Source organism: Rothia endophytica (assembly GCF_039543885.1).
Taxonomy (GTDB): Bacteria; Actinomycetota; Actinomycetes; order Actinomycetales; family Micrococcaceae; genus Rothia; species Rothia endophytica.
This window is the reverse complement of sequence record NZ_BAABKP010000002.1, coordinates 117,197-137,650: the sequence shown is the minus strand read 5'-3', so window position 1 is coordinate 137,650 and position 20,454 is coordinate 117,197. Positions and strand designations below refer to the sequence as shown.

Here is a 20,454-nt window from a genome sequence, read left to right as displayed (position 1 = left end):
TCATGTCTAGACATGTTGGGATTAGTGGGGTTCTGTACTAAGTTTAGGTAAATAGGGGTGAAAAATAATTTAAAAAGCCAGCTTAGGTATTTGCCAAGTATGCTGTTAATGAGTAGTGTTACTAGTGTGCTAGGGCATAAGACTCCTTACAGGTAAGGGTCTCTTAAGCTCTCGTGTATCGTCCATGAAAATACTCCGAAAGGGAGCAAGACCTATGGCTACTAACGAAACTATCGAAACTCTGCGCAACTCCACCGTTTTTGGCCCCGAGGGTGAAAAAATCGGCAAGGTTGGCGAACTTTACCTCGACGCGCAGACTGGTAACCCCACCTTTGTTACTGTAAACACCGGTCTCTTCGGCACCAACGAATCATTCGTTCCTGTTGACCAGGCGCGCTACAGCGGCGACGAAATCCACGTTCCCTTCACGAAGGAATTCGTAAAGGACGCCCCCAACATTGCTGAAGACGGCGAGCTGTCACCCGCAGAAGAGCAGCGTCTCTACGAGTACTACTCAATGAGCGGCACTGCTACCACTCACGATGACGCTCGCACCTCACACGAGGGCCTGGCTGCTGGCACCGCAACCGCTGGCGCTACAGATTTCACAGAAGATCATCGCGATGCGCACGCTACCACCGCTCATGACGGCGATGTTGTTGCTCATGAGGAGCGTCTGAACGTTTCCAAGGCAACCAGTGCAACTGAAACCGGCCAGGTTCGCCTGCGCAAGGTTGTTCACACTGAGAACGAAACTGTTGAGGTTCCCGTCCGCAAGGAAGAAATCGTCGTTGAGCGCACCGACCTCAAGGATGGCAAGACCGTAGATAACTACGATTTTGACTCAGCCGATGCACATGCTGACGTTACTGTTACCGCTCACGAAGAGCGCCCTGTCGTCTCAACCGAGACCGTGGCCACCGAGCGCGTCTCAGTGGGTAAGGAAGTCCACACCGAGACCGAGCGTGTATCCGCAGACGTCCGCAAGGAAGAAATCGTCGTTGACGGCGATGACACCCGTAAGAACTTCTAATAACCCCTAAAACTGTGAGTACCTCATAGTTGATATAAGCCCCGCACCTGCTAATCCAGCGTGCGGGGTTCATTTTTTACCCCCCAGAAAGTGATTCTTATGTCTCATCTCGAAGACCCCCGTTCTAAGTACCCCGTAATTAGCCCTCCCGAGCAAACCCAGCCTGAACCTGGGCTCGATCAGAAAATGGAACCTCTCGCTGATTTGGGCGAGAAAACCTATCAGGGCAATGGTCGCCTTGCTGGGCGTAATGCCCTGATTACCGGAGGTGATTCCGGGCTGGGAGCGGCTGTTGCCATTGCTTACGCCCGCGAGGGGGCCAACGTGGCGATTTCTTACCTGCCAGAAGAAGAGCCCGACGCTGAACTCATTATTAAGGCGATTGAGGAAGCTGGAGTGAAGGCGCTGGCGCTACCGGGGGATCTGCGTGAGCTAAAGCAGTGCCAGGCCATCGTTGGAAAGACCGTAGAAGCTTTCGGCGGTCTCGATATCGTGGTCAATAATGCTAGCCGTCAGGTGTGGCATGAAAGGATTGAAGATCTCAGCGATGAGGACTTCGACCACACGATGAAAGCTAATATTTATTCGGCCTACCGCGTTACTAAGGCGGCTGTGCCTCATCTTAAGCCCGGCTCTTCGATTATTTTTACCTCTTCGATTCAGGCTTATGAGCCCTCAGAGACGTTGCTGGACTACGCCCTGACTAAGGCTGCTCAGAATAACTTCAGTAAGGGGCTGGCACAGGCTTTGGCTCCTCGCGGTATTCGCGTGAATGCTGTGGCGCCGGGGCCCTTCTGGACTCCATTGCAACCCAGCTATGGCCAGCCCGTGGAGAAGCTAACCCAGTTTGGTCAGGACACTCCATTGGGTCGTGCCGGTCAGCCAGCTGAAATCGCAGGTGCCTATGTCTTCTTGGCATCAGATGACGCGTCCTACGTTGCGGGCGAGACCTTGGGTCTTACCGGCGGACGCCCCACCCCGTAGGTCTCACAGCTAGAGCACTGAACCTGCCCCTGACTCAGGGACCTCTAAGGTCTATGAGGCGGGGGCAGACTTTTTGGTGCAGGCCTATAAGGAGGTTTTTACCAGGGGAACTCAGCTGAGTCGTTCAAATAGATGATGAAGCCAATAACTTTCCTGCGGGAGTTGAAGGCAATCTGTCCGACGGGTTTACCGTCTGTATGTTCTAGCGTGAAGTCTGCGATTGCAAAGATTGAGTTGTTGGGGACTTTGATAGTAGCCGAGAAAACCTTGAATTCGTGGGGGTTTGGGGCGTGGAGATTGAGGGAATCAACGCGCTGAAAATCTCCACATCCCTCCAATACTTCTTGCCACACCTCGGCAAGTTTTTTCTTGCTGAGTCCTCGTTTAGCGGTGAAAGAGAAGTAGCTGTGCACCTTCTCCCACTCCTGTTCTCCGATACGGTGAAGAACGGCTTTTGCGGTGTTGATGAGGTGCGCTTGGGTTCCTTCTGAAAAGTGCATGGGGGCGATCTCCTGAATAATCTTTGAGTATTTTTGGGCTGCTGCCTGGCGGCTAACCCCTAACACAGAGCCAATCTCACCCCAGGAGTAGCCATCATTTTTAGCGACCGCAATGCAGTGGTTGAGATGGTGTTCAGAGTCCTGAGCAGCCTCCTGGGCTAGAGCAATGTTTTCGAGTTGGGTGGGCAGATTTCCCATGGGGCCTCCTAGATGTGAAAGTGTCAATTATTTATTTCTCTTTCGCGTTTAATGATGCACATATTAGCGTGGGTGTGTCAAGGTTTTATTTCACTATTACATAGTGGTGCGTGAGCTCTGCATAGAATGGAGGCTTCACATGCTGGAGCGCACCCGGTCAAGCTGTCTAACCCACGCTGGGCCGGGGAGGGCGCCCTTGCCCGCTACTTTGTATCACAGCTGGCACTGTGAGGTGCCACGCTGACCGACTTTGGTCAAATGTGCGAAAATAGCACAGTGACTCTTTCAACTGATACCCCCGCAGAAACCAACGCCGCGCCGCAACTTAAATTACCGCCCTTGCAACTGGGCAAGCTAACCGTTGATACCCCCGTGGTCCTGGCGCCCATGGCGGGCGTAACTAATAAGGCTTTCCGTACCCTCTGCCAGGAGTACGGTGGGGGACTGTACGTGACCGAAATGGTGACTGCCCGTGCCCTGGTGGAACGCAAACCTGAGTCTATGCGCATTATCGACCACGATGACCACGAAAAAATCCGCTCCATCCAGATCTACGGTGTGGACGCTGTGAACGTGGGTAAAGCAATTCGCATGGTGGTTGAAGAAGACCGTGCGGATCATATTGACCTCAACTTTGGTTGCCCTGTACCCAAGGTAACCAAGCGCGGCGGCGGATCAGCCCTACCCTGGAAGACTGACCTTTTTACCGCCATTGTTCAAACTGCGGTGCGTGAGGCGTCGCGCAATGATATTCCCCTGACCATCAAAATGCGTAAGGGTATCGACGAAGACCACCTCACTTATCTGGACTCCGCCAAGATTGCGCGTGACGCCGGTGTTGCGGCTATTGCTCTTCACGGACGTACTGCCGCCCAGCACTATGCGGGCAAGGCCGATTGGGATTCGATTGCTCAGTTGCGTGAAGCTATCCCCGATGTGCCTATTTTGGGTAACGGCGATATTTTCTCGGCCGAGGACGCTGTCGCTATGGTGGAGCAGACCGGTGTGGATGGTGTGGTTATCGGCCGTGGTTGCCAGGGGCGTCCTTGGCTCTTTGGTGATCTTCAGAATGCCTTTGAGGGGACAGCTGAGCGGTATCGCCCCGGTGTTACCGAAGTGGCGGACATGATTTACCGTCATGCTGAATTGCTGGTGGAGACTTTTGCCGATGAGCACCGCGGCTTGCGTGAGATTCGTAAGCACGTTGCATGGTACTTCAAGGGCTACCCTGTAGGTGGGGAGCTGCGCGCGAAGATGGCGACCGTCCCTGATCTGGCCACCTTCCGTGAGCTACTAGGCCAGCTAGACCATTCCATGGGCTACCCGGGTGCCGCTGTTGAGGGCCCGCGTGGCCGTGCCGGCACCCCAAAGGTCCCCTCACTGCCAGATGGCTGGCTCGACTCCCGCATCCTGGGCGACACCGAGCGTCTAGGTCTGGTGGAGGCTGAGCTAGATATCTCCGGCGGCTAGAGTCTCACCTTCGATATCACCGAAACCTTCACCGGCTCTTTCCGTGACGTTTGAGTGACTAAGAGCAGCTGGTGGCTGCATCATCGGCAACGAGCAGTGCGGGCTACTAGACTTAGACTCATGACTACCTACACCATTCGCCCAGAAACCTCTGATGACGCCCCTGCAATCGGTCAGCTTCATAGAGCAGCTTTCGAGACCGGCTACGAGGCACAACTCGTCGAAGATCTGCGCGCCAACCGAAGTGTCTGGGAACCTGGTGTGTCTCGGGTAGCTGTGGGCCAGAGCGGCCAGATTCTTGCTCACGCTCTGTTGACCCGCTGCTGGGTAGGTTCGGTGCCAGTACTTGCGCTCGCCCCGGTGGCTGTAGCTCCCACTCATCAGAAGCAGGGTATCGGCAGCGAGCTGACCCGTAGCGTCCTGTCGGCAGCCCGAGAAAAAGCGCTACAACTTAATGAGCCGGCCTGTGTGCTGGTGCTGGGACATCCAGTCTTTTATAACGCCCTTGGGTTTGAACAGTCGCGTTTTCACGGAATCAAAACAAGTATGGAGGTGCCAGCTGAGGCTTTTATGGTCCTTAATCTTAACCCCGCTTTTGATCTGCCATCTGGCGAAGTTATCTACCCAGCAGAATTTGGGTTGAGCGAAGATGATGATTTATAGAACGCTCTGATACCTTGAGGGTTATTCAAAAACCCCACCAGTCGCATAAAACACCAACCCCCGCACCACCGCAAACAACCTGGTGGTTTTCCGCCTAGTTTCGACCAGGTGGTGTGGGGTGAGCCCCGCCGGTCTAAAGAAGTAGCACATCAGTAAAGTCGTACTACTTAGCAACCGCGCCCCTGAAAGGTAAAAACTCATCTACCCGTAGCACCTCACTACATGGAGATAGGTTAATGGGTAGCAGGTAGTCAATAAGAGGCGCACTCTTTTTTTGGGGGCGGGGGGTTGATAGGACGCGCGTACGTCTAACTCAGGATTTTTTTCAACCCGCTTCTGAGGTCAGCTTTAATATCATCTACTAGCCCTGATCGGCTTGGCATGTTCAGATAATCTAGGGTCAGGCCATTAATGAAGGCTGTTAGAAGCCGGGCGGTGCGAGGAAGATCTTCAGTGGCGACTCCCAAGTTGCCGGTAGAGTGCCAGACGATCAGTGCCTGCATTAGCCGATCCTGAAAAGTGGCTAGCTCCTGTTGATACAACTTGGCTAGCCCGCTGCGTGTTGAAGCCGCTGCGCCCATAGTAATCCAAAGCGTGGAGTCCTCTCGTTGCACCTCTCCAATCGGTAGAAGCTCGAGTAGGGCAGTCGTTAGTCTTTCCAATGGATCAGCGGGTAGTTGTAGATTCTGCACCCGCTCGTGTTGCCGTGCTGTAGAGCGCAAGAGTGCTTTTTCGAGCAACTGATTTTTTGTGCCCATGTAGTACTGGACGGTACCGTGGGCAAGACCTGCTTCTTGGGCCACTTTCCGCACGCTCACTACATCAAACCCTTGTGTAACAATCACGCGGATTGCCGCATCGCTTATAGCGGCTTCTTGAGCAGATGTATCAGACATACATGCACTTTATCAACGAAGATATCTTAACTCTATTTTCTCATACGTTCGTATGATAAAGTCTAATGTGATTGCATGGAGGAGTGGACTTTGGCAAACTTTCTATCATTATTGGCTCTAGCCTTGGTCGATAGTCTCAGTATGGGAACCCTAGTGATTCCTCTGGTATTGCTTATCAAATGGAGGCATGTCCGGGTGGTCCCTTACGGGGTCTATCTGGCTACCATAGCCGCCTCCTACTTCTTGATAGGCATTGCGCTTTTCTTTGGGATGCGCAGGGTGACGGAAATCTTCAGTCAAGTAGCCGTCACCGCCTGGTTTAATTGGGCCTTATTAGCATTGGGTGCTGCTCTGTTCATCTTCGGAGTTTTCTCGCCCAACCCTGTGAAGAAGACAGCGGAGGAGATTATGGATGCCCGGGGGCAACAGGCTGACCAGAAGATCCGGCAGCGTGCAGGTTTACTGGGCATCGTTAGTTTGGCTGTTGGGGCAGCTGTTTTAGAGACGGCAACCATGTTGCCTTATCTTGCCGCTATTGGCATTATTCAGTCGCTACCTGCACCTTTTGCAGTTCAGCTGGGGGTGCTGGGTCTTTATTGTCTAGTGATGGTTGCCCCGGCTGTGCTGATAGGATGTATCGCTCGTCTGTGGGGTGAGCGCGTTTTCGAAAAAATCTTCACAATAATGCCGCGTTTAGAGTACGAAGCCAAAGTAACGCTCCTATGGGTGGCGGCTATTGTGGGAGTATTGCTGGTCAGAAACAGTGCGATACAGCTGGGCTTGTTCTAGGAAGCTTGAACCACCAGATTTCTCTGTACGCCTCCGAGGGGGCATATCCTACTAAACTTGGAGCTATGAGCGTCGAAAAGTCATCAAGTGCGTATCTCAGTGAGCTCGCCCCCAGTCCCGGTTACACCGAGGCGGACGCCGCCCGCTGGGTGCCCGAGCACCATAAGTTTGTTTACCGTTCGCCCTTTGAGCGCGATCGTGCTCGTGTGTTGCACTCGGCCGCACTGCGCCGTTTGGGGGCTAAAACGCAGGTGGTTGACCCCGATACCGATGACTTTGTGCGTACCCGTCTTACTCACTCCCTAGAGGTCGCCCAGATTGGGCGTGAGGTGGGTAGAATGCTGGGGTGCGACCCCGATGTGGTTGACGCAGCCTGCCTTTCCCACGACCTGGGTCACCCGCCTTTTGGGCACAATGGTGAAACTGCCCTGGACAAACTCGCTGCGGACGCCGGCGGGTTTGAGGGTAATGCGCAAACCCTCCGCCTGCTCACCCGTATTGAACCCAAGGTGATGCGGCACGATGGTGGCAGTGCGGGGCTCAACCTGACCCGGGCGTCTTTAGACGCCACCTGTAAGTACCCATGGGGGTATGCCGACGCCCCGCCACGACCGGACGGTAGACCCAACCGCAAGTTCGGTGTCTATGCCGATGACCTGCCGGTCTTCACCTGGTTTCGAGCCGGTGCCCTTGAAGCTGGCGCAGCCTCCACCCAAAAATGTATCGAAGCGCAGGTTATGGATCTTGCCGATGATATCTCCTACTCGGTGCATGACGTTGAGGATGCCGTGTTCGGCGGTCACGTGCAACTGGATGATCTCAAGAACCCCAGTACCCGCGAGATTCTGTTTGAAAAAACTCGCCAGTGGTACCTGCCGGGAGCTGACGATAGTACCCTCGATGCCGCCCTGAACCGTCTAGAAAACCTGGAACGCTGGGTGCCTTTTATGAGCGGTACTCGCAGTTCTCATGCCTCTTTCAAAGCACTGACTTCAAAACTCATTGGTCGTTTTGCGGCCTCGGCAATGAACGCCACCCGTGATGTTTACGGTGATGGGGATTTGACTCGCTACAGCGCCCAGTTGGTGGTGCCCCAAGAAACCGAGCATGAGATTGCCGTGCTCAAGGGCATTGCCACCACCTTTGTCATGACCTCTCGTGACGCCCAGCCTCACTACGAAAACCAGAAAGAAATTCTGGAGTTTCTAGTGGCAGCCTTGCTGGATAACCCTGAATACCTTGAACCTGTCTTTGCTGCTGACCTGCGTGAGCTAGGCCGCAACGATGACGTTGCTAAACTGCGCCTGGTCATCGATCAGGTCGCCTGCCTGACTGACCGCAGTGCCCTTGCCCTCTTCAAACGCATCACCGGGTCGAACTGGTCGGTGGGCAACAAGCCCCTTTGGTAGAACCCTTTCACGGAAGTAGAACAATGAGATATAAAAAATCTTTCAAACAGCTCGCCCTAGCGGCGGTAACCAGCCTCATGATTGGCGTGCTGGTGGGTGCAGTCACCGGACGATGGATATGGGGATTCACCGCCTTTATCGTGACCCTACTCATCGCCCTTTCACCCGAAAGCTTCGGGATGGGACGCACTCGCCCTGGCCCCCTCGACGATGAATAACCGCGTTTGACGCCTTCAACTACACTGGTAGGGTGGCTGGCTTAATTAAACGTGAAGACATCGATGAGGTACGCTCGCGCACCGATATCCGCGAGATTGTTGAAGGATATGTAACCCTCAAAAGCGCTGGCATCGGCTCTTTCAAAGGGCTCTGCCCCTTCCACGACGAGCGCACCCCCTCCTTCCACGTGCGTCCCCAAATGGGTACCTACCACTGCTTCGGCTGCGGCGAATCAGGTGATGTCATTTCCTTCGTAATGGAAATGGACCACACCCCCTTCACCGAAACGGTAGAAAAACTGGCAGCCCGTATCGGCTATGAACTGCATTACGAACAGGGCACCGGCCAGACCAAAGAAGAGGTCGGCCGTCGGCAGCGTCTACTGGACGCCCACAAAATAGCCGCCGAATTCTTTCAAAAAAACCTCTACACCCCCGCCGCTGCCCCGGCTCAAAAGTTCCTGGGCGGGCGCGGGTTTGACCCGGCATCCAGCCAAAAATTCGGGGTAGGTTATGCCCCCAAGGGCTGGGATAATCTGCTCAAATATCTGCAGAATAAGGGCTTCACCACCGATGAGTTACGCGCCACCGGCATGTTCTCAGAGGGCAACCGCGGGCTCTATGACCGTTTTCGCGGCAGGCTGGTCTGGCCCATTCGCGGTATCGCCGGGGAAACAATCGGCTTTGGCGCTCGCAAGCTCTTTGACGATGATCAAGGCCCCAAATACCTCAATACCCCCGAAACCCAGCTCTACAAAAAATCCCAGGTGCTCTACGGCATCGACCTGGCAAAACGTAATATCTCCCGCCAGAAAAAGATTGTGGTGGTTGAAGGGTATACCGACGTCATGGCAGCCCACCTGGCCGGGGTCGATACAGCGGTTGCCACTTGCGGCACCGCTTTCGGCACCGACCATATCAAAATCGTGCGCCGCCTCATCTCGGATGACGGTAGCGGTGGAGAAGTCATCTTCACCTTTGATGGTGATGCCGCCGGGCAAAAGGCTGCCTTGCACGCCTTCGCCGAAGACCAGCGCTTTGTCGCTCAAACCTATGTTGCCGTTGCTAAAGACGGCATGGATCCGTGCGATCTACGTCTAGCCCGGGGAGACGCCGCCGTGCGTTCGCTGATTGAGTCCCGCCGCCCGCTCTTTGAATTCGCCATCGATGCCACCCTAGCTGACTTTGATCTTGATTCCCTTGAAGGGCGAGTACGCGGTATGCGGGCCATCGCTCCTATCATCGCGGGCATTAAGGACGCCGCCCTGCGCCCAGCCTACGTTCGGCAGGTAGCAGGCCAGCTGGGCTTAGACATCGGTGAAGTGCAGCGCGCCGTCACCTATGCCCTTAACCACCCGCAACTCTCTGCTAGCCAAAAAGCTGAAGCTGCAGAAGCTGAACGTGCAGCCCGACAGGCAGGTGAAGAAACAGAGCAGAGAGCCCAAGAAAACCCCTTCGAACAGCCCGACATGAGCGACCCTCTCGCCAAGCTAGAACGCGATGCCCTAGAAATCGTGGTGCAAAAGCCTGACTATCTCAGCGTCGAACAGTGGCAGGAACTCGCCACCGTGCAGTACCGCTACCGCATGCACGCTGGGGTGGGGCAGGGGATTATCGGTGCAGCAAGCACCATGGCCCCCGTTCCCGGTCACGCCTGGGTCAACACCGTCCGAGCCCATTCCCCAGAGGAAGTACACGCTCTCATCGCCCAGCTCACCGTGGCTCCCATCCCCGCGCGCACGGTCGACCAGCTAGTGCGCTACTCCCGCGATATTCTCAACCGTCTCTTTGAGCAACAAATCACTCGCCAAAAATCAGACCTACTCATGAGACTGCAACGGACTAACGCCGCCACCGAACCCGAAGAATACCGACAAATCCAACAACAACTACTGGAACTAGAAATGCAGCGACGCAAAAAAATGCAAGGGCAAGACTAACTTCCACCAATCCGCGTGATGTGTGACTGAGCTTACGGAATTTCGATTTGCGAGGTTGAAGCAACTCCAGTAAAGTTATTACTCGTTGCGGAGATGAAAATATCACCTTAAACATTCCCCCGTAGCTCAATTGGCAGAGCATTCGACTGTTAATCGAAGGGTTACTGGTTCGAGTCCAGTCGGGGGAGCAAGCAATAAGACCCAGCTTTTTAGCTGGGTCTTTTTCTTTAACCAGCAATCACTCCGCAGGTCTTAGAATCCGAGCGTGCACCCTATGCACGAACGTGCGCCCTAAAGGTGCACAGTCGTATTTGGCAACCTTCCCCAACCGCCCTCTTCTGCTTGACCAGTTGAAAAAAAATACCCCTAGGGGTATGGTTTGGGAGGTAGGTTAATCAGCTGAAAGGTATGTATGCTACTCGCTGTGCTGTTAGGAGCCGTTATCGGCCTGCTCATGGGTGCCCTGGGCGGTGGCGGGGCAATTCTTGCTGTGCCAGCTCTAGTGTTTATTTTTGGCTTTGAGCCTCAGGATGCCACGCTCGGCTCACTGGTCGTGATGGTAGCTGGCACACTTTCGGGTATTGTCAACCATGCAAAAAGGGGTTCAGTAGACATAGATAAAGGCGTGCTGTTCGGCGTGCTGGGGATCGCTGGCACCTATGGTGGACGCTATCTTGCTGGGGGAGTAGATGGCAGCGCTCTCATGCTCACCTTTGCTGTCCTTTTGGTAGTGATAGCTAGCCTCATGATCAAAAATGCCGTCGCTGGCTCACGAGTCGACTCAAGTGATAGAAGTGCGGGCAGATTTGCAGGTGCCATTAAAATTACTCTGGCTGCTCTCTTAGTGGGTGTCCTCGTAGGCTTCTTTGGTGTGGGTGGCGGTTTCATGATTGTTCCGATGCTTACTCTGCTGATGGGCTTGAGTATGCGGCGTGCGGTGGGTACCTCGCTGGTTGTCATCTTTATCAATTCCATCGCGGGGTTGGGCGCCGGTTTTGCCCAGTTAAGTCAGCTGGACTGGGGTGTATTGAGTGTTGTGGCCGGCTCGACGGTACTTTCTACACTCATCGGAACCAGGATTGGTGCCAAGGTGCCTCAGAAAATGCTCAAGCTAGCTTTCGCCGCTCTGCTGTACCTTGTAGCTATCTACACCGCTATTAACAGTTTTCTAGCCATCATCTAATTACTACATCAAAGGAAAATGATATGACCATCGAATCATCGTTACCTCAATCAATCGACTCAGCCCGTTTGGAGCAGATGCGCATCGAGGGCAAGGCCCTGCTGCTTGACGTAAGAACAGCTGCTGAGTTTGAAAGTGCCCATATTCCGGGGAGCGTCAATGTGCCTCTGGCGCTTATTGAAAAGCATCCCGAGGATCTCAGCGCTCACATTAATGAGGAAATCATTATTATTTGCCGTTCGGGTGCCAGGGCGCAGAGAGCTCAGAAGCTACTGGCCGGGGTGGGTGTGCTCGACACCAGCGTCTTGACCGGCGGTATTGAAGCGTGGAAATCAGCGCAGGGTGCTATTAAGGCGGGCCCCACTCGTTGGGATCTTGAGCGCCAGGTGCGTTTAGTAGCTGGTTCACTGGTGCTCAGCAGTATTGCCTTGAGTGCAGTAGCTCCTAAAGCCAAGTATGTTGCCGGGGCTATCGGTGGTGGTCTGAGCTTTGCTGCGCTGAGTAATACCTGTGCTATGGGGGCGGCTCTGCAAAAGCTGCCTTATAACCGCCAGGGCGAAGTGAGCTTGAAAGAAGCGCAGGTTCGCCTGCGCCAGCACAACGCTTAGGCGATAGATAAAGCCGCCGGAGCCATAATGGTTCCGGCGGCTTTTTTGCGCCTGTATCGGCAGGTAGTTCTGTTTACGCTAGTGAGAGGAACATCTTTTCTAGTTGCTCTGGGCTCATTTCTGGTTCTTCGGCGGTCAAGCACTGCTGTAGCCCAGCGGCGACGATGGCAAAACTTGCCCGGTCTACGGCTTTGGATGCTGCGGCAAGCTGGTTTACGACCTGCTGGCAGTCTGCACCCTCTTCTAGCATGCGGATGATGCCACCCAATTGCCCTTGCGCTCTCTTGAGGCGGTTGATGGCAGGTCTGATGTTATCTGCTTCAAGTTGCACGATTTTCTCCTTTTGTTGCTCTGTTTAGTATACCCCCGGGGGTTTGACTTTAGGTGGTATTTTGCTATGCTCAATAATACCCCCAGGGGTATTATTTCCAACTGATAGGAGTCACCATGCTTTTTGAACGAATTTATGAAGAGGGACTAGCACAGGCAAGCTACTTCATTGGCTGCCAGCGCAAAGGCCAAGCTATTGTGGTTGATGCCCGCCGTGACATTCAGGTTTACCTTGATCTAGCTGCCAAAAATGGCATGGACATCATTGCTGTCACTGAAACCCACATCCACGCCGACTACCTATCGGGAACCCGCGAATTGGCATCGTCAACCGGCGCCACCGTTTACCTCTCGGGGGAGGGTGGAACTGACTGGCAGTACGACTTTGACGGTACGAGAATCCACCACGGCGACACCATCCAACTGGGCAACATTACCGTTACAGCTCAGCACACCCCGGGTCACACCCCTGAACACCTGTCCTTTCTCGTGACCGACGGTGCGGTGGCAGATCAGCCCGGCTATATGCTAACCGGTGACTTTGTATTTGTGGGAGATTTGGGGCGGCCAGACCTGCTCGATGAGGCAGCAGGTGGCAAAGACACTCGCTTTGCGGGCGCAAAAGATCTCTTTGCAAGCCTCAAGAGAGTCTTCATGCCCCTACCGGATTACGTACAGATTTACCCGGCACACGGTGCAGGTAGCCCCTGCGGTAAGGCCTTGGGAGCTGTACCCACCAGCACCGTGGGCTACCAAAAAGCTTTCGCATGGTGGGCGCCCTATCTTGAAAACGACGATGAGCAAGGGTTTATTGATGAACTTCTGGACGGACAGCCGGACGCACATGCCTACTTTGCGCGCATGAAAAAAGAGAACCGGCTGGGCCCAGCGCTCATAGGACAACCTGCCCATCCCGAAAAGCTGGATGTTGAACAGGTCAAGAATATGTTGAGTGACGGGTCAGCTCTACTGGTTGATACCCGTGACCAGCACAGCGTCCACAGGGGAACTGTTGAAGGTGCATTGAACGTTCCGGCAGGAGGCCAGGCCTCCAATTTTGCTGCCTGGGTGATCGACCCGGAGCGTGAGCAACGCCCCCTCATCGTCACTTTGGATGATGAAGCTAACGCGGCTCAATTTAGGGACGCTCTCTACCGTGTTGGTATTGATACGGTGCGTTTCTTTACCTCTGATATCGCTGAGTTGGCGAACTATCAGCCAGAAACCATCGTTCCGGCTGATTTAGATCACACCGGTTACGATGCCCTCGTTGATGTGCGCGGCAAGGGGGAGTACGCTGCCGGCAGTATCCCTGGGGCACAGCAGCTATCTGGCGGGTCAGCGCTCTGGCGCCTCAATGAGCTACCGCAGACTGGTTCAACCCTGGTGACTTTTTGCCAATCAGGTGTGCGCAATTCGGTAGTGGCTAGTGGTCTGCGTCGAGCAGGTTACAAGGTGCTGGAACTTGAAGGAAGCTACCAGGGCTGGCTGGATGAGCAGGGTGCATAACGATAGGTAAATAATTACCTCCAGGGCGTGAAGTATCTCCCCTAATAGGGCTATAAGCGGAGTAAACTGATAACTTGGTATAAGCAGTACACAAGCACACTTATAATGCAAAGAGAGGTGGCTCATGACCACTCCAATGGATCCTATTGGGCAAACTCGTGCTCAGAGCGTCCGCGCCGATGAAATGCCTGCCGCTAACCGCGGTATCCGCGCGGGCATCAACAACATCAAATCCAGTGCGACCCAGGTTGTTGATGCAGGCAAGGTTCTTACCCGCCTTACCCCCAAACAGCTTAAAGACGAAGTTGCCATTGCCAAAATTGAGGTCAAAGAAAAGGGCATCGCGGTAGGTAAGGGCGCTGCAGTAGCTGCTGTAGCCGTCATCTTCGCACTTTTCATGGCCATCGCTCTGGTCATCCTTGCTTACGTTGGTCTTGCCGCGATTATGCCTAACTGGGCAGCTGCCCTCGTACTGGTGGGGCTTTTCCTCCTGTTAGCTGCCGTGCTGGGCTTCCTCGGTTACAAGATGATCATGAAACAGCTTCCTTTCAAACCTGAATCAGCAATCTTCGGTGTACTCTACGACCTCGGCGTGCTCAAGGAAGGCTCAGCAATGACTTCAAAGCGAGTCAAGCGTGAGCAGGCTGAAAAGGCTGAAGCTAAGAAGGCTGAATCAGAAGAGAATAAGAGCGAGGACTCTGAGAAGACCCCTGCCGCTCCTGCTCCTAACAAGGAACAGCTCATCCAGCGCACTAAGCAGCGCCGTGAACACCTCAAGACCCTGCGCGATGACATCGAAAACCACGCCAACGACGTTCAGACCCGCGCTAAGGGCCTGAGCCAGGAGGCTAAGTACAGTGCCAAGAACACCCCTGCGACTGCGGCATCTACTGCGGCTGCCAACGGCAGGAACCTGGTTAACAATGCATCTGACCCTGAAACCCTGCAGGCCCACTGGAAGTCCTTTGCCGCGCTGGTAGCTTCCCTCGGTGCCTTCTTCGTATTCCTAGGCAAGCTCATTCGTCGCAAGTAAGTCTCCCTGACTTACGAGTATGCGCCCGCCGCCCTTTCTCAGAAAGGGCGGCGGGTTTTTGTTGAAATAGTGGGGTTTACAATCGGGTGAGAGTGAACGAGCTATCTGCACTGAACCTGCAAAAAATCAATCAATCCGGTAGTGTCTTGATGGTAGCAAACACCCTCTCTTCAACCCTTAAAGGTGACCACATCAATGGCCACGCAGCCCCTCACCATTCTTATTGGTGCTGATACCTACCCTCCCGATGTCAATGGTGCAGCGCAGTTCTCCCACCGTCTAGCACGAGCCATGAAAGATCGGGGGCACACGGTTCACGTCATGGCGTCCCGTCAAGAAGCAGGTACAACAACGTCCTTTGACGTAGACGGCCTAACAGAGCACCGTGTGCGCTCGCACAAGGTGGTCACCCACTCCTACATGCGTTTGAGTTTTCCGTGGGAAATTTACAAAGACGCTGAACGTATCGTGCAACGCATTAAACCCGATGTTATTCATGTTCAGTGCCACTACATCATCGGCAGGGTGCTCGCCAGAATCGGTAAGAAATACGGGATACGTGTTATCGCCACCAACCACGTGATGCCAGCGAACATCAACCCCTTCTTGCCCTTTCCTCAGTGGGGCAAGAACCTGGTGGAGAAAGCTTCATGGAGCGATATGCGCCGAGTGCTTTCTCAGGCGGCGGTGGTCACTAACCCCACTCAAATCGGGGCTGATGCTATGCGCGCTTCAGGTAAATTTAAGCTCCTGGTCATGCCGGTGTCTAACGGTATTCAGAGTGAGAACTACGAGCTTGCTCCCGGTGAAACGGTTGAGAAAGACCCTCGGGAGCTTCTGATCTTCTTTGCTGGTCGCCTGGCGGTCGAAAAAAATGTGGATGTTCTCATCGAAGCGCTTGCACTACTTCCTGAGTCTTTGAACCACACGGTTCTTGAAGTAGCTGGCAGCGGTGAAATCCTGGAGAGCTTACAGGTTAAGGCGCATGAATGCAGTGTTGAGCACCGCGTGAGATTCTTGGGGTATGTTACCGACGAGCAGCTACGGGACGGCTACTTGCGCGCTGACGTCTTCTGTCAGCCTGGTACCGCTGAGTTGCAATCTCTCGTCACGCTTGAAGCGATGAGTGCTTCTAAGCCCGTGGTTTTGGCCAACGCACTTGCATTACCCCACCTTGTAGAAGAGGGGCAGAACGGTTACCTCTTCGAGCCGGGCAACCCCCAGGATTTAGCAGAAAAATTAGCTGCGGTGTTGCTTCTGTCAGAGGAAAACAGAACCAAAATGGGCCAACACTCTCATCGAATGATTGAGAAGCACGCAGCCGAGAAGACCTGGCAAACCTTCGAATCTCTCTACGTATCGAACCAGGCTTACCATGATTTTGTAGCTGGTCGTGGTTAGCCACGTAGGCAACAAATTTTTCTAGAGCAGCACCTGTGGGGTATTCTTGATAACGCTTGCACTGCTAAATTGCGTGTGAGCGGGGGGCCTTAGCTCAGCTGGTCAGAGCAGGGGACTCATAATCCCTTGGTCGCGGGTTCAAGCCCCGCAGGCCCTACAGCATAAACCGCTTCCGTTAGGTTAAACGATATAACCTGATGGGGGCGGTTTTTCTATACTGGTCAAAATGCACGTGCTGACCGATGAACCAAAACTACCTAGGCCGCAAAATCATCGCCTATGGGCAGGAGAACGCTGGGATCAGCTAACCCCAAAAAGAGCAGGGGGTTAACGTAGTCGTCCGGTCCTTGACGAACACCCCAGTGTAGGCAGGCCGCAGGCTGGCAGTGAGCTACCTCTTGATCAAGCTGAGCGATAATCTGCCCCGCCTGAACCTCAGTACCTACCGGAAGAGTATCGGTCACCGGTTCAAAGGATGACTTGTGCCCGTCCGGGTGCTCAACGGTCATGACTTGACGGTCCACCACGGTACCTGAAAAAGTGATGACCCCAGCTTCAGGGGAGCGCACCATAAAATTCTCCTGCAGTGTGAGGTCCACACCGCGGTGACCTGGCGACCACTTCAGCTCAGGCTTTTCAAACTCCGTAGCAACGCTTAGCGGACCGATCACCGGGGCTTGCCACCGCGGCGTCTTGCCATCTACCGCATCACTGCTGGGGGCTGCTAGTAGAAAAACGGCAAGCAAAACCACTAAAAGGCATTGATGCTTCACCTTCCGAATATAAAGCTTCATGGTGTCATCTTCCTTCGCTATGAACCTCTTACCCTGCGCCTGGCGAACGCTTTAACCAATACCAATGAAAAAGTGACATGGGAAGATATCCCGCCCTGCAATCTGAGGGAGTTTTCCACTCAAACCCTTGGTATATCAAGCAACCCAGTAACTACCATCACCTTTCCCACGGCAGATGAAACAGTTCATGGTGATGGCAGTATTGACTTGAACTTCTTACGGGGCACCCAACTCACATGGACTGCTAAAGACGGTGTGCAGAGAATTAAGTAGCTATTAAGGGCGGGTTCACCAAGGAATTTTAGACTCATTAGTGTCAGTCAGCGGCAGAGCTAAAAGTGACCTGCTTACCAGACTTAAAACGCCCAAAATCGGTGTTAGAGCAGGCTTTGATGCGGTATAGTTGATGTTTGCAGTTTGCCTTTGTGCCCACTCGTGTGCACACTTTCAGCCTTCAACGGTAGAAAAGAGGCAAAGGGAATCCTTTTACATAGAGACCCATCCGCACCTTGGTGCGGGTTTGACATCGCGTAGTGCACAGCAGTTTTACCACTGATAAGGGACGTTCGGTCCGGGAAACCGGTCGCGGCCTGAGATTACCCGTCTAAACCTTTAACGGGCCGATCTGAGCGCTACCAGGGGAGCGGGTGCAAGCCCATACGCTCCACATGTAAACCGATAACTACTATGCGCGTGGCGTGGTTAGCCTGGAATCAGGGGCCCGCCCGGCACTTTTCAAAAGGAGACGACATGCCCGTCGTAACTATGCGCCAGCTTCTCGATTCAGGTGTCCACTTCGGTCACCAGACCCGCCGCTGGAACCCCAAAATGAAGCGCTTCATCTTCACCGAGCGCAACGGCATTTACATCATTGACTTGCAGCAGTCACTGGCCTTCATTGACCAGGCTTACGAGGCTGTTAAGGCAACCGTTGCACACGGTGGCACCGTTCTCTTCGTTGGTACCAAGAAGCAGGCTCAGGAAGCCATCGCTGAACAGGCTACCCGCGTGAACATGCCCTACGTTAACCACCGCTGGCTCGGTGGTATGCTCACCAACTTCCAGACCGTTTCCAAGCGAATCGATCGTATGAAGGAACTTGAGCAGATCGACTTTGATGACGTAGCAGGCTCACAGTTCACCAAGAAGGAACTGCTGTTGCTCCGCCGCGAGCACGAGAAACTGGAGAAGACCCTCGGTGGTATCCGTAACCTCACCAAGGCTCCCTCACTCATCTGGATTGTAGACACCAAGAAGGAACACCTCGCGATTGACGAAGCTCAGAAGCTCGGCATCCCCGTGGTAGCCATCCTGGACACCAACTGCGATCCTGACGAAGTTTCATTCCCCATCCCCGGCAACGACGACGCTATCCGCTCCGTCAACCTGCTCACCCGCGTTATTGCGGATGCAGCTGCTGAGGGTCTGCTGGAACGCGAAAACAAGAAGGCTGGCAAGTCAGCTAATGCTTCCGAAGAGCCCATGGCTGAATGGGAACGCGAACTGCTCGAACAGCACGAATCCGCTAAGGCTGAAGAAGCTAAGGCAGAAGAAGCTAAGTAAAGCTTGAGAACGATAAGGCACCCGCCCACCTTGGTGGGTGCCTTATCCTCTCACCGCCACCGGTTACGGTGGCACCCAATAGATTTTTGATCTGTTCACAAACCATCAAGGAGTTCACAATGGCGAACTACACCGCAGCAGACATCAAAGCACTGCGCGAAAAGACCGGCGCTGGCATGCTCGACGTCAAGAAGGCCCTCGACGAGGCTAATGGCGATCAGCAGAAGGCAATGGAAATCATCCGCGTTAAGGGCCTCAAGGGCGTTACCAAGCGCGAAGGCCGTGCAACCGCAGAAGGCCTCGTAGCCGCACGCGTTGAAAACGGCGTTGGCTTCATGGTCGAAGTTAACTCAGAAACCGACTTCGTTGCTAAGTCGGACCCCTTCATCAAGTTCGGTAACGACGTTCTCGAGGCAGCAGTTGCAGCTAACGCTTCAACCATCGAAGAACTCAATGCAGCATCCTTCGAGGGTAAGACCGTTGAAGAGCTCACCACCGAAGCTGGCGCACTGCTGGGCGAAAAGATCGTTGTTCGCCGCGTAGCACGCGTTGAAGGCGAAAACGTCGCTGTTTACCTGCACAAGACCTCAAAGGACCTGCCTGCACAGGTTGGTGTCCTGCTGGCTGTTGCTGGTAACGACGTTGAAACCGTTGCTCACGATGTAGCAGTTCACATTGCTGCAATGAGCCCCAAGTACCTCACCTCTGAGTCCATCTCAGCTGAGGACATCGAGGCTGAAAAGCGCGTTGCAGAAGAAACCGCACGCAGCGAAGGCAAGCCCGAGCAGATCATCCCCAAGATCATTGAAGGCAAGCTCAAGTCTTTCTACAAGGAAAACACTCTGGTTGACCAGGACTTCGCAAAGGACTCATCAAAGTCTGTTGCCGCAGTTCTGGAAGAGAACGGTGCAACCGCAACCGCTTTCGAACGTTTCCGTGTTGGTGCATAAATAGAGAAACTCGCTCTTTGAGTAGTTACCTTGCCCTGTCAAAGGGGCACTGTGATACTGCACAGAAAAGTTGAGTACAAAGGGGAGTCCTACACAAGGGGCTCCCCTTTGTCGTATGCTAGAGACGACGCGAGCGCCGGTAGGCGTTGCACCTATCATTGAGTTGCCAGGAGGGCCTATGACCACCACACCTATTCATAAAGATGACACCGGACGCCGCCGAGTCCTCCTCAAGCTTTCTGGTGAAGTTTTTGGTGGCGGACAGGTCGGTATCTCAACCGATGTTGTACGAGGCATTGCTGAACAGATTGCGTCAACCATCGGAAAAGTTGAGGTCGCTGTTGTCGTGGGTGGCGGTAACTTCTTCCGTGGCGCCGAGCTTTCAGAAGCGGGTATGGACCGTTCGCGTGCAGATAATATCGGTATGCTGGGTACCGTTATGAATTCTCTGGCGTTGCAGGATTTCCTGGAGCAGGCTGGTATTGATACCCGTGTGCAGTCGGCTATCTCCATGCACCAAGTTGCCGAGAGCTACATTCCGCGCCGCGCCATCCGCCACATGCAAAAAGACCGCGTTGTGATCTTTGGTGCTGGTGCTGGTTTGCCCTACTTCTCTACCGATACCGTTTCGGCTCAGCGTGCTCTTGAAATTCATGCTGATGAGGTTCTAGTAGCTAAGAACGGGGTAGATGGTATCTATACTGCTGACCCCAACAAGGATCCCAACGCCGAGCGTCTTTACAACCTTACGTACGATGAGGCCCTGAAGCGTAACATCCGTGTCATGGACCAGACCGCTTTCTCCCTCTGCAAGGATAACAACGTGACAATGCGTGTGTTCGGTATGCAGGGTGAGGGCAACGTAGCTAGGGCCATCCTGGGTGACCAAATCGGTACACTGGTGACCGCATAACTACCAGAGATTAGCCCCTACCAGTCTGACGCACTAGACTGGTAGGGACTGAATAAAAAGCCTGCCTAGA

At 54.0% G+C, this 20,454-nt stretch carries 21 protein-coding genes and 2 tRNA genes; 19 read left to right on the top strand and 4 right to left on the bottom strand.

Annotated features, from left to right (window positions below):
* The first annotated feature begins 214 nt into the window (after positions 1 to 214).
* Together ABD982_RS07120 and ABD982_RS07115 are read left to right on the top strand one after the other, a co-directional pair.
* Entirely contained in the window at positions 215 to 1,033 is an 819-nt protein-coding gene (locus tag ABD982_RS07120; protein ID WP_345446016.1) for a PRC and DUF2382 domain-containing protein, read from the top strand.
* Between the two features lie 99 nt (positions 1,034 to 1,132).
* Positions 1,133 to 2,017: an SDR family oxidoreductase gene (locus ABD982_RS07115; RefSeq protein ID WP_345446014.1), complete on the top strand. Its 885-nt coding sequence runs from the start codon at positions 1,133 to 1,135 to the stop codon at positions 2,015 to 2,017.
* 98 nt (positions 2,018 to 2,115) lie between these two features.
* Here ABD982_RS07115 and ABD982_RS07110 read toward each other — a convergent pair whose 3' ends face one another.
* Positions 2,116 to 2,715 carry a DUF3887 domain-containing protein gene (locus tag ABD982_RS07110; RefSeq protein WP_345446012.1) on the bottom strand — a complete coding sequence of 200 codons (600 nt, stop codon included), beginning with the start codon at positions 2,713 to 2,715 and terminating at the stop codon, positions 2,116 to 2,118.
* Between the two features lie 258 nt (positions 2,716 to 2,973).
* On the opposite strand from ABD982_RS07110, the gene dusB reads away from it, so the two are divergent.
* On the top strand, positions 2,974 to 4,185 hold the full coding sequence (dusB, locus tag ABD982_RS07105) for a tRNA dihydrouridine synthase DusB (protein ID WP_425570030.1): 1,212 nt from the start codon (positions 2,974 to 2,976) through the stop codon (positions 4,183 to 4,185).
* Positions 4,186 to 4,305: 120 nt separating this feature from the next.
* The gene (locus ABD982_RS07100; protein WP_345446009.1) at positions 4,306 to 4,848 is read left to right on the top strand and encodes a GNAT family N-acetyltransferase; all 543 of its coding nucleotides are present in this window, start codon (positions 4,306 to 4,308) and stop codon (positions 4,846 to 4,848) included.
* A gap of 308 nt (positions 4,849 to 5,156) precedes the next feature.
* On the opposite strand, the gene ABD982_RS07095 is transcribed toward ABD982_RS07100, so the two are convergent.
* Positions 5,157 to 5,744: a TetR/AcrR family transcriptional regulator gene (locus ABD982_RS07095; protein ID WP_345446007.1), complete on the bottom strand. Its 588-nt coding sequence runs from the start codon at positions 5,742 to 5,744 to the stop codon at positions 5,157 to 5,159.
* Between the two features lie 75 nt (positions 5,745 to 5,819).
* Here ABD982_RS07095 and ABD982_RS07090 point away from each other — a divergent pair, with 75 nt between their 5' ends.
* The 7 genes from ABD982_RS07090 (at position 5,820) to ABD982_RS07060 (ending at position 11,891) form a co-directional block, all read left to right on the top strand.
* Entirely contained in the window at positions 5,820 to 6,533 is a 714-nt protein-coding gene (locus ABD982_RS07090) for a GAP family protein (RefSeq protein WP_345446005.1), read from the top strand.
* Between the two features lie 65 nt (positions 6,534 to 6,598).
* Positions 6,599 to 7,942, top strand: coding sequence for a deoxyguanosinetriphosphate triphosphohydrolase (locus tag ABD982_RS07085; protein WP_345446003.1), 1,344 nt, complete (start codon positions 6,599 to 6,601; stop codon positions 7,940 to 7,942).
* A gap of 23 nt (positions 7,943 to 7,965) precedes the next feature.
* Positions 7,966 to 8,160, top strand: coding sequence for a hypothetical protein (locus ABD982_RS07080; RefSeq protein WP_237203420.1), 195 nt, complete (start codon positions 7,966 to 7,968; stop codon positions 8,158 to 8,160).
* 32 nt (positions 8,161 to 8,192) lie between these two features.
* Positions 8,193 to 10,100 carry a DNA primase gene (dnaG, locus tag ABD982_RS07075; protein ID WP_345446000.1) on the top strand — a complete coding sequence of 636 codons (1,908 nt, stop codon included), beginning with the start codon at positions 8,193 to 8,195 and terminating at the stop codon, positions 10,098 to 10,100.
* A 115-nt stretch (positions 10,101 to 10,215) separates the two neighbouring features.
* Positions 10,216 to 10,288, top strand: a tRNA-Asn gene (locus tag ABD982_RS07070).
* Positions 10,289 to 10,512: 224 nt separating this feature from the next.
* The gene (locus tag ABD982_RS07065) at positions 10,513 to 11,283 is read left to right on the top strand and encodes a sulfite exporter TauE/SafE family protein (RefSeq protein WP_345445998.1); all 771 of its coding nucleotides are present in this window, start codon (positions 10,513 to 10,515) and stop codon (positions 11,281 to 11,283) included.
* A 23-nt stretch (positions 11,284 to 11,306) separates the two neighbouring features.
* A complete protein-coding gene (locus ABD982_RS07060; RefSeq protein WP_345445996.1) occupies positions 11,307 to 11,891 on the top strand; it encodes a rhodanese-like domain-containing protein in 585 nt (194 codons plus the stop codon).
* Between the two features lie 73 nt (positions 11,892 to 11,964).
* On the opposite strand, the gene ABD982_RS07055 is transcribed toward ABD982_RS07060, so the two are convergent.
* Positions 11,965 to 12,222 carry a metal-sensitive transcriptional regulator gene (locus ABD982_RS07055; RefSeq protein WP_345445994.1) on the bottom strand — a complete coding sequence of 86 codons (258 nt, stop codon included), beginning with the start codon at positions 12,220 to 12,222 and terminating at the stop codon, positions 11,965 to 11,967.
* Positions 12,223 to 12,338: 116 nt separating this feature from the next.
* Between ABD982_RS07055 and ABD982_RS07050 the strand changes: the two genes are divergently transcribed.
* From ABD982_RS07050 to ABD982_RS07035, 4 genes are all read left to right on the top strand, one after another.
* Positions 12,339 to 13,730: an MBL fold metallo-hydrolase gene (locus ABD982_RS07050; protein WP_345445992.1), complete on the top strand. Its 1,392-nt coding sequence runs from the start codon at positions 12,339 to 12,341 to the stop codon at positions 13,728 to 13,730.
* A 124-nt stretch (positions 13,731 to 13,854) separates the two neighbouring features.
* Positions 13,855 to 14,763: a phage holin family protein gene (locus ABD982_RS07045; protein WP_251380768.1), complete on the top strand. Its 909-nt coding sequence runs from the start codon at positions 13,855 to 13,857 to the stop codon at positions 14,761 to 14,763.
* Between the two features lie 195 nt (positions 14,764 to 14,958).
* The gene (locus ABD982_RS07040) at positions 14,959 to 16,164 is read left to right on the top strand and encodes a glycosyltransferase (protein ID WP_345445989.1); all 1,206 of its coding nucleotides are present in this window, start codon (positions 14,959 to 14,961) and stop codon (positions 16,162 to 16,164) included.
* A gap of 83 nt (positions 16,165 to 16,247) precedes the next feature.
* Positions 16,248 to 16,321: transfer RNA gene (locus tag ABD982_RS07035), tRNA-Ile, on the top strand.
* A 100-nt stretch (positions 16,322 to 16,421) separates the two neighbouring features.
* Here the strand turns inward: ABD982_RS07035 and ABD982_RS07030 are convergent.
* Positions 16,422 to 16,763, bottom strand: coding sequence for a M23 family metallopeptidase (locus ABD982_RS07030; protein ID WP_345445987.1), 342 nt, complete (start codon positions 16,761 to 16,763; stop codon positions 16,422 to 16,424).
* A 165-nt stretch (positions 16,764 to 16,928) separates the two neighbouring features.
* Between ABD982_RS07030 and ABD982_RS07025 the strand changes: the two genes are divergently transcribed.
* The 4 genes from ABD982_RS07025 (at position 16,929) to pyrH (ending at position 20,384) form a co-directional block, all read left to right on the top strand.
* Positions 16,929 to 17,231 carry a hypothetical protein gene (locus ABD982_RS07025; RefSeq protein WP_345445985.1) on the top strand — a complete coding sequence of 101 codons (303 nt, stop codon included), beginning with the start codon at positions 16,929 to 16,931 and terminating at the stop codon, positions 17,229 to 17,231.
* 477 nt (positions 17,232 to 17,708) lie between these two features.
* Complete coding sequence (gene rpsB / locus ABD982_RS07020; RefSeq protein WP_251380773.1) at positions 17,709 to 18,521, top strand: 30S ribosomal protein S2; 813 nt, start codon at positions 17,709 to 17,711, stop codon at positions 18,519 to 18,521.
* Positions 18,522 to 18,640: 119 nt separating this feature from the next.
* Positions 18,641 to 19,471 carry a translation elongation factor Ts gene (tsf, locus tag ABD982_RS07015; protein ID WP_251380774.1) on the top strand — a complete coding sequence of 277 codons (831 nt, stop codon included), beginning with the start codon at positions 18,641 to 18,643 and terminating at the stop codon, positions 19,469 to 19,471.
* A 178-nt stretch (positions 19,472 to 19,649) separates the two neighbouring features.
* Complete coding sequence (gene pyrH / locus ABD982_RS07010; protein ID WP_237203470.1) at positions 19,650 to 20,384, top strand: UMP kinase; 735 nt, start codon at positions 19,650 to 19,652, stop codon at positions 20,382 to 20,384.
* Positions 20,385 to 20,454: the final 70 nt, after the last annotated feature.

Excerpts from the sequence above, each read along its gene's own strand:
- ABD982_RS07115 (WP_345446014.1), top strand. The coding sequence starts at position 1,133 with ATGTCTCATCTCGAAGACCCCCGTTCTAAGTACCCCGTAATTAGCCCT.
- ABD982_RS07085 (WP_345446003.1), top strand. The coding sequence starts at position 6,599 with ATGAGCGTCGAAAAGTCATCAAGTGCGTATCTCAGTGAGCTCGCCCCC.
- ABD982_RS07065 (WP_345445998.1), top strand. The coding sequence starts at position 10,513 with ATGCTACTCGCTGTGCTGTTAGGAGCCGTTATCGGCCTGCTCATGGGT.
- ABD982_RS07025 (WP_345445985.1), top strand. The coding sequence starts at position 16,929 with ATGCTTCACCTTCCGAATATAAAGCTTCATGGTGTCATCTTCCTTCGC.
- ABD982_RS07110 (WP_345446012.1), bottom strand. The coding sequence starts at position 2,715 with ATGGGAAATCTGCCCACCCAACTCGAAAACATTGCTCTAGCCCAGGAG.
- ABD982_RS07040 (WP_345445989.1), top strand. The coding sequence starts at position 14,959 with ATGGCCACGCAGCCCCTCACCATTCTTATTGGTGCTGATACCTACCCT.
- ABD982_RS07120 (WP_345446016.1), top strand. The coding sequence starts at position 215 with ATGGCTACTAACGAAACTATCGAAACTCTGCGCAACTCCACCGTTTTT.
- ABD982_RS07095 (WP_345446007.1), bottom strand. The coding sequence starts at position 5,744 with ATGTCTGATACATCTGCTCAAGAAGCCGCTATAAGCGATGCGGCAATC.
- ABD982_RS07045 (WP_251380768.1), top strand. The coding sequence starts at position 13,855 with ATGACCACTCCAATGGATCCTATTGGGCAAACTCGTGCTCAGAGCGTC.
- tsf (WP_251380774.1), top strand. The coding sequence starts at position 18,641 with ATGGCGAACTACACCGCAGCAGACATCAAAGCACTGCGCGAAAAGACC.
- ABD982_RS07100 (WP_345446009.1), top strand. The coding sequence starts at position 4,306 with ATGACTACCTACACCATTCGCCCAGAAACCTCTGATGACGCCCCTGCA.
- pyrH (WP_237203470.1), top strand. The coding sequence starts at position 19,650 with ATGACCACCACACCTATTCATAAAGATGACACCGGACGCCGCCGAGTC.
- ABD982_RS07050 (WP_345445992.1), top strand. The coding sequence starts at position 12,339 with ATGCTTTTTGAACGAATTTATGAAGAGGGACTAGCACAGGCAAGCTAC.
- ABD982_RS07060 (WP_345445996.1), top strand. The coding sequence starts at position 11,307 with ATGACCATCGAATCATCGTTACCTCAATCAATCGACTCAGCCCGTTTG.
- dusB (WP_425570030.1), top strand. The coding sequence starts at position 2,974 with ATGTGCGAAAATAGCACAGTGACTCTTTCAACTGATACCCCCGCAGAA.
- rpsB (WP_251380773.1), top strand. The coding sequence starts at position 17,709 with ATGCCCGTCGTAACTATGCGCCAGCTTCTCGATTCAGGTGTCCACTTC.
- ABD982_RS07080 (WP_237203420.1), top strand. The coding sequence starts at position 7,966 with ATGAGATATAAAAAATCTTTCAAACAGCTCGCCCTAGCGGCGGTAACC.
- ABD982_RS07090 (WP_345446005.1), top strand. The coding sequence starts at position 5,820 with ATGGAGGAGTGGACTTTGGCAAACTTTCTATCATTATTGGCTCTAGCC.